Annotated in this window: 14 protein-coding genes; all 14 read right to left on the reverse strand. The window is 43.0% G+C overall.

Going from position 1 to position 13,305, the window contains the following annotated elements; genetic code table 11:
* Window positions 1-68: 68 nt before the first annotated feature.
* Complete coding sequence (locus R3D86_03225) at window positions 69-1,430, reverse strand: sodium-dependent transporter (protein MEZ5757214.1); 1,362 nt, start codon at window positions 1,428-1,430, stop codon at window positions 69-71.
* Between the two features lie 20 nt (window positions 1,431-1,450).
* On the reverse strand, window positions 1,451-2,860 hold the full coding sequence (locus R3D86_03230) for a sodium:alanine symporter family protein (GenBank protein MEZ5757215.1): 1,410 nt from the start codon (window positions 2,858-2,860) through the stop codon (window positions 1,451-1,453).
* 101 nt (window positions 2,861-2,961) lie between these two features.
* Entirely contained in the window at window positions 2,962-3,516 is a 555-nt protein-coding gene (locus tag R3D86_03235) for a gamma carbonic anhydrase family protein (GenBank protein MEZ5757216.1), read from the reverse strand.
* Window positions 3,516-4,499, reverse strand: a complete 984-nt coding sequence (locus tag R3D86_03240) for a threonine/serine dehydratase (protein MEZ5757217.1) — start codon at window positions 4,497-4,499, stop codon at window positions 3,516-3,518. Before R3D86_03240 ends, R3D86_03235 begins: the two co-directional genes overlap by 1 nt.
* A 139-nt stretch (window positions 4,500-4,638) precedes the next feature.
* On the reverse strand, window positions 4,639-6,369 hold the full coding sequence (locus tag R3D86_03245; protein MEZ5757218.1) for a hypothetical protein: 1,731 nt from the start codon (window positions 6,367-6,369) through the stop codon (window positions 4,639-4,641).
* Between the two features lie 182 nt (window positions 6,370-6,551).
* Complete coding sequence (locus tag R3D86_03250) at window positions 6,552-7,544, reverse strand: peptidoglycan DD-metalloendopeptidase family protein (GenBank protein MEZ5757219.1); 993 nt, start codon at window positions 7,542-7,544, stop codon at window positions 6,552-6,554.
* A gap of 19 nt (window positions 7,545-7,563) precedes the next feature.
* Window positions 7,564-8,211 carry a protein-L-isoaspartate(D-aspartate) O-methyltransferase gene (locus tag R3D86_03255; GenBank protein ID MEZ5757220.1) on the reverse strand — a complete coding sequence of 216 codons (648 nt, stop codon included), beginning with the start codon at window positions 8,209-8,211 and terminating at the stop codon, window positions 7,564-7,566.
* A 17-nt stretch (window positions 8,212-8,228) separates the two neighbouring features.
* Window positions 8,229-9,503, reverse strand: a complete 1,275-nt coding sequence (gene serS / locus R3D86_03260; GenBank protein ID MEZ5757221.1) for a serine--tRNA ligase — start codon at window positions 9,501-9,503, stop codon at window positions 8,229-8,231.
* A complete protein-coding gene (gene tatC / locus R3D86_03265; protein MEZ5757222.1) occupies window positions 9,496-10,308 on the reverse strand; it encodes a twin-arginine translocase subunit TatC in 813 nt (270 codons plus the stop codon). The genes serS and tatC overlap by 8 nt, the downstream gene beginning before the upstream one ends.
* On the reverse strand, window positions 10,301-10,789 hold the full coding sequence (gene tatB, locus R3D86_03270; GenBank protein ID MEZ5757223.1) for a Sec-independent protein translocase protein TatB: 489 nt from the start codon (window positions 10,787-10,789) through the stop codon (window positions 10,301-10,303). The genes tatC and tatB overlap by 8 nt, the downstream gene beginning before the upstream one ends.
* 29 nt (window positions 10,790-10,818) lie before the next feature.
* Window positions 10,819-11,055, reverse strand: a complete 237-nt coding sequence (locus R3D86_03275; GenBank protein ID MEZ5757224.1) for a twin-arginine translocase TatA/TatE family subunit — start codon at window positions 11,053-11,055, stop codon at window positions 10,819-10,821.
* Window positions 11,056-11,159: 104 nt separating this feature from the next.
* Entirely contained in the window at window positions 11,160-11,792 is a 633-nt protein-coding gene (scpB, locus tag R3D86_03280) for an SMC-Scp complex subunit ScpB (protein ID MEZ5757225.1), read from the reverse strand.
* Complete coding sequence (locus R3D86_03285) at window positions 11,789-12,622, reverse strand: ScpA family protein (GenBank protein ID MEZ5757226.1); 834 nt, start codon at window positions 12,620-12,622, stop codon at window positions 11,789-11,791. The genes scpB and R3D86_03285 overlap by 4 nt, the downstream gene beginning before the upstream one ends.
* Window position 12,623: 1 nt before the next feature.
* Window positions 12,624-13,304, reverse strand: coding sequence for a site-2 protease family protein (locus R3D86_03290; GenBank protein MEZ5757227.1), 681 nt, complete (start codon window positions 13,302-13,304; stop codon window positions 12,624-12,626).
* Between the last annotated feature and the right edge of the window lies 1 nt (window position 13,305).

The following is a 13,305-nucleotide window of genomic DNA, read 5'->3' on the forward strand; positions in this document are numbered from 1 at the left end:
CTCATAACAGCAAAATCCTGTTCGGGGAACAGGATTCTGCGAGAAATCAGTTAAAAAATTTTGGATATTTAAATAATCTGAGAAATAAACACAATCGAAATAGCAATCGGACATACATATTTGATGATTGTATATAACAGTTCGAGACGCTTTTCATTTTTCCCAAATGCTTCGAATACTTTTTGCTTATTTAAAACCCATCCAACAAAAATGGCTGTGAACAACCCGCCTAGCGGCAGACCAACTTTATTGATCCACCAATCCAAGCTATCTATCAAATTCATTCCGTTTATTGTAAACCCTGCAAGTATATTTGAAGATAAAACGGAAAGCAGACCAAGTGTAAATATTGATCCTGTCACAATACAGGCTGATTTGGCTCGTGACATTTCATAAAAAATATTCAAATAACTGACCATTTGTTCCATCAAAGCAAGAAGCGTTGTAAATGCCGCAATGGCAAGCAAAACGAAGAAACCAGTACCCAAAAATCCTCCATATTCAAGCTGGCCAAAAGCAACGGTCATGGAATTAAACACCAGCGCTGGTCCTGCACCGGGCTCCAGTCCAAAGGCAAAGACGATAGGAAAAATACAAAGGCCCGCAGTCATTGCACATAATGTATCCCCAACGCAGACGAGAAGTGAGGATTGAACAATTGACGTGTCATCCGGCAGGTATGCCCCGAATGTAAGCATGATACCAAGCGCAACACCGATTGAGAAAAATGCATGTCCGAGGGCCGTAACCACCACACCCATTGTCAATTTGGAAAAGTCAGGCGCAAAAAGGAACTTTACCCCGGCTGAAAAATCGCCAATCACCGCGGCGACAATGATTAGCACGATTAAGAGAAAGAAGAAGAGCGGCATGGTAATGGACGTCATTTTTTCGATACCATTATTAAGCTGTTTGGAAAGAACAAAGGCACATCCCGCCATGAATAAGCCGTGCCAGAAAGTAAGTTTCAAAGGGTTTTCTTCATAGCTGGCATAAAGTGCTTTTGCACCCTCCGGCGTTATTCCGGAAAATGTTCCCCTGATCGCCTCAAACGCATAAGCTCCAGTCGTTCCGGCAATAACACTGTAATAAGAACTGATAATGAAAGCGGAAGAGGCAATAAACCAGCCGATAAATTTCCAGTTTTGTGATTTACCTTCCAGTCGGGCAATATGACCAAAATTGGTTATGGCACCTTCTTTACCGTAACGGCCCAGCATTGTTTCAGCGCTTAATAATGGAAATCCGATTATAAATACAAAAGCCGCATAAACGATAACAAAGGCCGCCCCACCATTTTGCCCTGCTTCAAACGGAAAACGCCAAATATTTCCAAGACCAATTGCGCCACCAACAGCCGCTAACAGGAAGCCGGTTTTCGACCGCCAATGGCTCGTCATTTCATGATTTTTACTTTCAGCTACACTCATTTTTATTTTAATCCCTTAATTTATTCAGCATTTTGATTATCTAATTCTAGCCTTGTCTGATGGGCGACGCGAGTCATTTCAAAAATTTCCGGGCTTTTTATAAGCAACGCAATAAGATTAGGGACTGCCATCATACCTAATGACGCAAGGCCAAAAGCCCATACTGTGGTAAACTGGCCTACACAACCTAAAAAAACCAAAATTACACTTAAAATCCTGAAGGCCAGTTTATATTTTTCACTGCTCAGAAAAATTCCCGCCCTTTCGACATAAAGACTCCAGGCAATGATCGTTGTAAATGAGAAGATTAGTTGGCCTACAATAACCACATAGCCGCCACCACTAATCCCGGCGGCAAATGCCTGTGATGTCAGGGTCGCCCCAGCATTACCGTCATCCCCAAACAACCAGGCCGCCTGTGTGATACCACCCATATCGATCTGTACTGTTAAAATGATCAGTGACGTAAACGTACAAATAATAATCGTATCGATGACGGTTCCGAGCATAGCAATCTCACCTTGCTTTATAGGATCCTTCACTTCAGAAGAAGCGTGGGCAATTGCTGCACTTCCTGTCCCTGCCTCGTTGGAATAAAGGCCACGGGAAACCCCCTGTTGTATTGCCGCCATCATGGCGGCACCGGCAAATCCACCAACGGCCGCGGTTCCATTAAAGGCGCCCTCAAAAATAAGCGCAAAAGCAGTGGGAATTTGAGCGGCATTCATTAGTAATATTATTGTCCCGAAAAACAAATAAAGAATACTCATTGTCGGCACTGTGAATTCTGCCATTCTTGCAATGGATCTTAAGCCACCGATTATCACCGCGAATACCAATGCGGAAAGCGCCGTTGCCGTAACCCAATTACTGACCCCGAAATTTTCACTTAGAACTACGGAAATGGCATTCGCCTGAACCATATGCCCGGTCGCAAGACCTGCAATCACCATCATTCCGGCATAAGAAACCCCCAGAAACAACCATTTTTTAGGCAGGCCAATTTTTATATAATACATCGGTCCGCCGATCAGAAACCCATGTTCACTTTTTGTCCTGTACTTGACCGCCATAAGAGCTTCAGCATATTTTGTAGCCATCCCGCAAAGAGCCGTCATCCACATCCAGAAAATGGCTCCCGGTCCACCAACAAGAATTGCTGAGGCCACACCAATAATATTTCCGGCACCAATCGTCCCGGATAACGCCGTCATCAATGATTGCAGTGGTGTTATACCATCATGAGCAGATGTATGCGTATTTGATTTTTTACTGAAAAGACTTTGAAAACCTGCTTTTAGACGTCTGATCGGCATAAATTTTAAGCCGATTGTCAGATATACCCCTGTTCCCAGAAGCAATACCAGCATGATTGGTCCCCAAACGATCATGTTTAACCAATCCGCAAATGCTGCAAACATTGCTTCCATTCAGTGCTCCCAGATATTTTATATTTTTATTTAGCTAATTTTAATGAGATTGGGATTTAAAGCAATGTTTAATATATTTCTGAGAAATCAGGCCTGACAAATTATGAATATTCGCTGAGATATTCCTGGGCTGTGATTGCGTATTTTTTAGCCCCTTTCGCGAAAGCCCTTAACGCTTTCTCATCAATGTCCTTCACGTATTTGGCAGGACGTCCCATCCAAAGCTCGCCCTCGCCGATAATCTTACCCGGACTAAGCAATGACCCGGCCGCCAGCATGCCTTTTTTCTTAATAACGCAACCATCCATTGTTGTGGCATCAAGGCCGACAAAGCCATCATCTTCAACGGTTGTTCCATGAACGAGTGCCATATGCCCAACCAATACGTTATCGCCAAGGATTGTATCAAAACCATCACTATCAACATGAAGTACACTTCCGTCCTGAATATTTGTATTTTTGCCGATTCTGATTTTTCCGACGTCTCCTCTGAGAACACAATTAAACCATACACTGCTACCGGCACCAATTTTAACATCGCCTATTATCCGTGCTCCGGGTGCAATAAAACAGCTGTCATCAATTTCCGGCCAAATCCCTTTATAGGGATAAAGTATCCCTCCACCATTTGCTATTTTTCCAATTTTGCCCGACATTATGTATTTAGTGCCTTAATAAATGTTTCCTCATCAACATTACCGCCGCTCAGTACGATACATATTTTTTTACCTTTTACGTCCAGTTTACCATGCAAAACCGCGGCAAGTGCAACACAGGCACCCGGTTCAACAACCAGTTTCAGTTTCTCCCAGGCATATTTCATTGCTTTAAGGGCTTCCTCATCCGTCACTGTCAATACGCCCGAAAGATTACGGCTCATGATCGTGTATGTCATGGGTTCCGGATGAACGGTCAGAATGGCATCACAAATTGATCCTGACGGCTTGGGGTTACTTTCAATTTTGCCACTTTGCAGGGAGCGTTGTACATCATTAAACCCTTCGGGTTCCACACCATAAATTTCTGTCTCTGGACTAAGAGCTTTAACCGCCAGTGAGCAACCGGAAATTAGACCACCTCCCCCAACAGGGGTCATAAAGACATCAAATTCGGTTCCGAAATCCTTTGCCTGGTGAAGGGCTTCGAGGGCGGCTGTACCCTGACCGGCAATAATATAAAAATCCTCGAATGAAGGAACAACAACGCACCCCCGTTCCGCTGATATTTGGGCGGCGATCTCTTCACGACTTTCCGTTGCCCGGTCATAGGTGATCACTTCAGCTCCATAATTTATCGTATTCTGAAGTTTCATTTTCGGGCTATCCTTCGGCATGACGATGACGGCGTCAATACCGAGCAAGCGGGCAGATGCGGCTACCCCTTGCGCGTGGTTGCCTGATGAGTAGGCAACAACACCCCGTTTTTTCTCGTCATCAGAAAGTCTTGAAAGCCTGTTATAAGCCCCTCTGAATTTGAATGCACCCACACGCTGAAGGCATTCTGCCTTGACATATATTTCTGCTGACAGTTTTTCGGACAGATCATCACATTTCAGAAGGGGCGTTTTTACACTATGGCCGGCAATTTTATTTGCCGCACTCAAAACATCTTCAAATTCAGGCAGTTTCAGGGAATTCATTTTATATATTCACCTTAATATCTATTTTTAAATCAATATTGACAAAGGGTCGCAAACTCCGCGCGATCAATATTTATAGCCATAGATCAAACAAGGCGGGATTACAATGTTTAACAGATATATTTAAGAATAATTCAGACTATTCTTTTTCATTTTCAATTTTGAAAAATAAAGGTCTGTTCTTCCACCAGAAAACAAATTCTATAACCGGTCTGATCCACCAACCTGAACTGATATCCAGTTTTCTGTAATAGCGGGACAGGCCCAGAATGACACGTGCTTTTAAAGTCAGAAAACGGCCAAAATCAACGGGACTGTTTTGGCTAGACGAGCAGTTCGTTTGTAAAAAGTTTTTGGAATAACGGTTATTGGTTTCATAAATGTGATTGAGGCTAACTGCATCAGCAGGAACTTCCCGACTAGAAGGATAAGACGCCAGTTTTGGCCAGTATTTTTCCATTATTTTCAATTGTGTCCGTTCATATATTTTTTCCTTATAGGAATATGACAACATAAATTCCACATACTCAAGATCAAGATATGGATATACTACCAACTGACCGGGTTTCGCCTGTTGCTGCGACCAAAGGCTTGTAATTTTTCTGGAAATAGAATGTAAAAATACCAGTAGTCCATGATTTGGACCAAATTTGAATTTCGCTTTCATATTTTCAACAATTGCTGTGACTTCCTGATCAGTCGTTTTTATATCACAACTAAACTGCTTTGGTACATTTATGGGTAATTTGATATTCTTGACTTCGTTCACCACAAGTCCGTGAAACCCGAACACATCCCCACCCAGACCATCATAAATAGTGACTGACTGGTTTTTATAATGTTCGAATAATGGCACTGACCATGTATGAACCTGACTTTGTGCATCCATTGAGAGGATCCGCTGGATGTCATTAATGCGCCATTGCTGTTTATTCGGCAATTTTATGGAAGTATGATCAATATTAAAATCATGGGCAATGCGCTCACCATATGGCAGGTCGAGGTCTTCACCGGTTGCCGTTGAAATTTGCAATGTACAAGTTTCAAATGGTAATTCGCTATCATTTAAATGGCCAAATATCCGGCGGCTGTCATGTCCGCTTGATAAGGGTAATATATTTTTACCATGATGAAGATCAAGGCAACGTTCAACCGAACGCTTAAAACATTCATGCGACTGTCCAAGAACTTCATCATCAACAAATCCTGAACCTTCAGGAAAATCATCCACCTTAAACCATTTATCAACGGACATACCGTGCTTCGTGAAGCTGGTATTGGTGGCAGGCTCAACAAGTTTTATTTCTTTGGTCAGTGTATCATTTCCAGGAATAAAACCCAAAACTATATTCAGAACCCAGGACGTATAGTCAGGATGATCATCACACAAAGAAAGCAACCCCGAAGCAGAAGAGAAAAAGACCAAATCGCCGACTTGCCTGTAATAAAGTGCTCCGATCCCAAAAATATCAGAAATGAAATTCAGTTTCTTACCATCATCCGTAATAGATACAGCACTGAAAATTCCGTTATGACGGCGTTGAAAATTCCCGCTCCAATAGCTCCGGACCTTATCAGGATCGCTATAGGAATGTATTTTTTCTTCCCCCAGATATCCCCTCATCACAACAAGTTCCGGGCCTTGATCGTCTGAAATTTTGGGAAATAATACCCCATCAACCAGTTTTGCACCGTTTCTTAATGCCAACCAGTTTCTTCCCTTCTCAATCTGAATATTGTCTGGAATTTTATCTATCTTGAATTCTATATCGTCAAATGACCAGATGCCAAAAAACACTTCTTTTCCGCTGCATTTGTTCTCAATATAATCATTTAATGCCGATAAACTCAGCTCAATTGAATTGCCCATCCCGCTTTTTGACCTTTATCTATTTTCCAGAACCACTGATTATTTTTGATCTATTATTTTCTTCAAATGCAAATTTCAAACCATTACCTTAACCACTATTCGTTTAAATAATGATAATTCAATGTGGTTTTTAATTGTTTTTATATAACGATGATTTATTGCAAATTTACTAATATATCAAATTAGCTTTTAAGATAGAGATTGGGATCAACCGCACGGGAGCCTTTCCTCATTTCAAAATGAAGCTGGGGACTATTTACCCTACCAGAACTTCCAACACGGGCGATAGTCTGACCACGAACCACATTCTGCCCTTTTTTAACGAGCATCACCTGATTATGTGCATAAGCCGTGACCCATCCATTTTGGTGTTTTATAAGAATAAGGTTTCCATATCCTTCAAGTTTATTGCTTGCATGAACGACGACACCGCTTTCGGAAGCATAGACTGGTGTTCCCGGGGAGGCACGAATATTTATACCATCATTATGATAACCTGCCTGCTTTGGTCCGTAACTGGAAATAATATTGCCCCGTACCGGCCACATAAACCCTTTCCCTGAAATTTGAGGTGGTGGCGCGACATCAACTTTCATCAAAGACGATTGGTCATGTCCAGGAATTTTCAGCACCTGTCCTACCCTTAAGGCATAAGGCTGTCGCAGTCCGTTTATTCGGACAAGATCATTCATCATAACGCCATTAGCTCTTGATACACCATAAACTGTATCCCCCCTTTTTACTGTATAATCTGTAACGGCAGGAATTGACAATGTCTGCCCCAGTTTCAATAGGTAAGGTGGTTTCAAGTTATTAGTGCTGATAACAGATCGAACCGTTACCCCGTACCTGCGAGATATCGCATAAACGGTGTCGCCCTTCCTGACTGTTACCAATGTTGTTGAAGCCGACGGCTTGGTTGCTGGAATTGAAGAAACATTAACTGTCGCAGGAGCAGTAGGTTTCGTTCGCGGTGTCGGGTTCTGTGCAGGGGTGTTATTTGTCGCTTGTGTGCCTGATGCAGGCTGTGATTGAAACGTTGATGGTGTCGGATCAGACTGATTGACGTGTGAATAAGGGTAAGGCCCAGGGCTGTCATAACCAAGTGAACAACCCGAAAGAATTGTACCGACAATAATATATAAAGATAAAAATAATGCCTTTTTTAAATTCATACGAAAATTATAGCAGGCATTAAGACGAATGCACAATACCCGATAGCAATGGAACAAATTTCACTGGCAGTAGCGTTTTAACATCAAAATCATCGCCACGCCGCGTTACCCGGATAATATGTTGCGTCTCGTCCTGAGCACCGACAGGGATGATCATTATGCCACCGTCCTTTAACTGATATAATAATTCATCAGGAATTTCTTCCCCCGCCGCCGTAACCATAATCCGGTCAAAAGGTTCCTGTTCTTTCCAGCCTTTGATGCCGTTTCCAAAAAGCGTCGTAATATTAAAAATTCTCAGTTTTTTAAACATGTCTTCTGCCGATTTATAAAGCGGCATATGACGCTCGATTGTAAAAAGACGCTTACATAATTTTGCCAGCACCACCGCCTGATATCCTGACCCCGTCCCGATTTCGAGCACTTTATGCTTTTTCTCGACTTTGAGTTCCTGTGTCATGTAAGCGACAATGAATGGCTGACTTATGGTTTGCCCGCTATCGATAGGAAGAGCGGCATTTTCATATGCCTGGTTTCTTAAAAAGTCGGGAATAAAGTCTTCTCTGGGAATCTCAGAAATAACCTCAAGCACCTTTTCATCAGTGATTCCCTGGGATCTTAAAATCTCTATTAGCTGTTTTTTTTTGGATTTAAGGCTACTTTTCATAAGACTTACTAAATATTCTAAGAGGAATAAATCACCTCTTGTCCACCCATATATGGAATTAAGGCATCAGGAATTTTAATGGAACCGTCCGCCTGCTGATAATTTTCAAGGACGGCGACCAGTGTTCGGCCAACGGCAAGACCAGAACCGTTTAATGTATGAACATACCTTGTTTTTTTATCATTTTTTGGACGGCACCTGGCTTTCATTCGCCGCGCCTGAAAATCACCGGTATTCGAGCAACTTGAAATTTCCCGGTAACCATTCTGCCCGGGCAGCCACACTTCAAGGTCATAGGTTTTATGGGCGGCAAAGCCCATATCTCCTGTGCAAAGCATCACGACCCTGTATGGGAGCTTTAGTCTTTTGAGAACTTCTTCGGCAATCGACGTCATCCGCTCCAGCTCATCACTTGATTGTTCCGGCGTTGTAATGCTGACCATTTCAACTTTCTGAAACTGGTGCAGTCTGATCATTCCGCGCGTGTCCCGACCGGCTGACCCGGCCTCAGAACGATAACAACTGCTCAGGCAGGTTAATCTCAATGGTAATTTTTCTTCTTCGACAATGCTTTCCCTGACCATATTTGTCAGTGGCACCTCACCCGTCGGAATAAGATAATGATCCGATGTGGTTTTAAAGAGATCTTCTTCAAATTTCGGCAATTGGCTGGTGCCAAAAAGCGCCTGTTCACGCACTAGAAGAGGGACCGATACTTCCTCATAGCCAAATTCAGCCGTATGCATATCCAGCATAAAAGCGGCCAGTGCCCGTTCGAGCTTAGCCAGGTCCGAACGAAGTAAAACAAATCTGGCACCCGACATTTTGGCGGAAAGGTCGAAATCCATCTGTCCTAATTGTTCTCCAAGATCAAAATGCTGTTTTGGTTCAAAATCAAAAGTCGGTATGTCACCCCATTTGCGAACCTCAATATTTCCCTCTTCATCCGCTCCATCCGGAACCTCCGGATAAGGTATGTTCGCGATACCCGCTAGTGCAGCATTTAACTGATCACTTAATATCCGTACCTCATCTTCAAGGGTCGTCATTCTGACTTTTAAATCAGCAACTTCATTCATTGCTGATGATGCGTCCTCACCTTTTGATTTTGCTATACCAATGGCTTTTGATGCATCATTGCGACGTGCCTGGCAAACCTGAAGGTCCGTTTGTTTTTCGCGCAATTTTGCGTCCAGACTTATCAGTTCCTCTGTCTGTGGATTAAGCCCCCGTCGGGCCCATGCATCATCATAAAATTTTGGATTATCGCGGATGGCTTTTATATCAAACATGTTCTTCCGGTTGTTTTATTGTTAGTCTTATAACGATTATTGATATTTCATAAAGCAGCAATACAGGCACTGCAAGGCTGATCTGGCTAATCGGATCAGGCGGTGTCATAAATGCCGCAAAGGCAAAAGCGCCGACGATCATATATTTTCTTTGTTTAGACAACCCATCAGCAGTTACCAATCCTACGCGCGCCAGAAGGAGGAGAAGCACGGGCAACTGAAAACTGAGCGCAAAACCAAACATTAATAATATTGTCAGTGAAAGGTATTCTTTAACCGCCGGTAATGATTGAATATGAAGCTGTGCCTGATTTCCAATCTCTTTACTTACCTCAGACGCTACTCCGACTTCATATGAAATAAAGAAATTCCAGGCGTTAGGGATAACCACGTAATAGGCAAGTGATGCCCCCATCACGAACAGGATCGGTGTTCCGACCAGAAATGGTAAAAAGGCATGTCTCTCATTTTTATAAAGGCCGGGGGCCACGAATTTCCATATCTGCATAGACACCATTGGAAAGGTTACACAGAGCGCCACATAGAAACTCAAACGGATATTTACAAAAAATTTGTCCTGCAATCCCGTGAAAATCATTGTCGGTTCTTTGCCATGCTCCCGTGCCACATCCACAAAAGGCTGTGCAAGAAAATTATAGATATCATCAGCAAAATAAAAACAGACCAAAAAAGCAACCATGATATAAACGACACACCAGATAAGGCGGGATCTAAGTTCTATTAAATGATCAAGAAGCGGTGCCGCGCTTTCTTCGATTTCGTCTTCTTCCGACATATCAGTCATCTGCTTTACTCTTATTTTCATTGGCCTTTTCAGACGATTGTTCGGATGCTGTTTCTACAGGACTTTCTGTTGTATCGGAAGATTGTTCATTGGCAACCGCTTCCGTGGATGACGTATCCTTTTCCGCGTCCTTTTGCTTACTTTTGGAAGAGGGTGAGTATCCGCCATGATCATAGTCATATTCGTCATAATCAAATTCCTTATAATCAGCGAATTCATTTGACGCACTATCTTCTTTTTTCTTTGTCCCTGCATCTTCAAGCGGAATATTTGCCGCTTCGTTGAGCTTGCGCGTTACAGCCTCAAGCTCAACTTCATCAGCCATTTTTTTGACACCGTCCTGAAATTCCCGGCCCATCTCCCGGATCTTGCGCATCAGTGTCATGCCCGAGCGAACAACTTTCGGCAGGTCTTTAGGACCAACAAATATAATTGCCAGCACCGCAATAATAAAAAGTTCTGGAAATCCAACATCAAACATTTTTGATTCCGACCTGTGGTTAGATAAAATTAATCTGCGTTTTCAGAAGTCTGCTTTTTCTGCTCTGAAGCGACAGATTCAGATTTTTGTTCGATATTTTTCTGTTCGACAGTTTGAGCTGGCTCATCATCCTCAGCCATACCTTTTTTAAAGCTTTTGATTCCCTGGGCTACATCACCCATAAGGCCGGAAATTTTTCCTCTGCCGAATAATAAAACTACGATGACAGCGACAATAACAAGTTGCCAGATTCCTACATTTCCCATTATCTTTTTCCTTCAATATTTCAAGTTAACCCTGTACACAAACAGAGATATTTTCACGCAAAAGATCGACGATCTTGGGCAGGAAATCAACAGAAATATATATTTTAAGAGATTACCTGCTCCTCAGAACTGCTTTCATCATCATCCATCGGCAGGTCGGGTTGCTCTTCATCCGGTTTTTCATCACTTAAAAGGTTAAGCCTTGATGTGTTCACATTATCAAGAAAACCCGCAGCTTTAAGCTCAGAAATACCTGGTAAGTCTTTTACACTATTTAATCCGAACTGTACAAGAAAATCTTCGGTTGTCCCGTAAGTCATTGGCCTGCCTGGTGTTCTTCTCCGCCCAACCGGTTTTACCCATACGGCCTCCATTAACACATCAATGGTACCCTTGCTAACACTCACACCGCGAATCTCTTCAATCTCTGCCCGCGTTACCGGCTGATGATAAGCAATAATCGCCAGCGTTTCAACAGCGGCACGTGACAGTTTTCTTTCCTTTTCTTCTTCTTTTCTAAGGAGAAACGCAAGATCAGACGCTGTCTGAAACATCCATTTACCGGCGACTTCGACTAGATTGACGCCGCTGTCCTTATATTTTTTTTGTAAATCTTCCAGAATCGCATGTGCATCACTTCCTTCCGGCAATTGCTCTGCTAATGCAATAGAGGACAGTGGCCGGTCAGAAGCAAATAAAAGGGCTTCACAAATTCTCATTTGTTCATGATGATTCATTCTATTTCCTCCTTCTTCGGATCCGGTTTTCGACCACGGATAAATAATGGCCCGAATTGCTGCTTTTGTTCAAGTTCCGCCCTGCCCATTTTTGCCAGCTCCAGTGAAGCGGTAAACATGCTGGCTTTTGTTGATTTAATAAGCTGTGCATCCTCAATTCCGCTCGGCAAAAAGTGTTCAAGGCTGGTCCAGTCGAGAGCCAGTCCCAGCATATCTGAAAGTCGTTCAATGGCCTGATCAAGTGTATAAACATTTCGCTTAAAAATCTGAATATCGGCAACAGCTTCTCTTGTCTTATGTTCAGCGTAGGCTTTAAGAAGCTCATACATACTTAAATCATATGTGTGATAGCGGGTAATAATAACGGCTTCCGGTGCCCCGCGCGCAAAGACATCACGCCCCATCTGGTTTCTCGACATAAGAATTGCCGCTCTTTCCCGCATGGCATTCAGACGGGCAAGCTGATGGGTCAGTCGCGCTGCCAGTTCTTCTGCTGAAAGCTCATCTTCGCTTTCCTCCTCCGGCAGCAGAAGCCGGGATTTAAGATAAGCAAGCCAGGCAGCCATTACGAGATAATCGGCCGCCAGTTCCAGCCTTAATGCCCTCGCTTTATTGACAAATTCAAGATACTGCTTAACCAGTTCAAGAATGGAAATCTGTTTTAAATCAACCTTTTGGGTTCGGGATAAGGCCAGGAGGACATCAAGTGGTCCTTCAAAGCCCTCGATATCGACAATGAGGCGTTCTTCGTCATCAAGATCATCCAGACGACTAAGCCTTGGATCAGGCATTTCAAAATCAGCAATATCCTTATCCCAGTCATCGCTCATATCAAAACAGCCTTGTTAATTGATCCGCAATGGAAACAATATATTCAACAGGTGGACCAATAAGCTGCTGAAACAGATTAAAATTGAACCCAAGATACCCTGCACCAACCGGAATAATAAAAATCAACAAAATTAATATCAGCATCCCATAAGGCTCCAGCCGACTAAGCGGACGGGAAAGAAAATCCGGTAAAATACCCACAGCAACACGGCCGCCATCAAGCGGCGGCAATGGCAGCATATTAAACACAGCCAAAATGGCATTAATAAAAATCATGTAGGAAAGATTTAAAGCAACCCATTCATTGGCAACTCCCGGAATAAACCCGGTAAAATTCATGGCCAGCGCCGCGACAAGTAACAAAAATATATTTGCACCTGGTCCCGCCAAGGCAACCAAAACCATATCACGACGCGGATTATTAAGTGCCCTGAAATTTACCGGTACCGGTTTGGCATAGCCAAATAAAAATCCTGTCCCTGAAAAAATCAACAATGCCGGCAAAATAATTGTTCCAAACGGATCAATATGGACCAGTGGATTGAAGCTCACCCGCCCCATCATTTTTGCTGTGTTATCCCCGAGTTTCCAGGCGACCCAGCCATGTGCTGCTTCGTGCAGAGTAATTGCAAGCAGTAAGGGAATTACCATAACGGTCAGATTTAGAATAGTTTCAGCCATA

This window comes from Emcibacteraceae bacterium, assembly GCA_041396985.1.
Classification (GTDB): domain Bacteria; phylum Pseudomonadota; class Alphaproteobacteria; order Sphingomonadales; family Emcibacteraceae; genus Pseudemcibacter.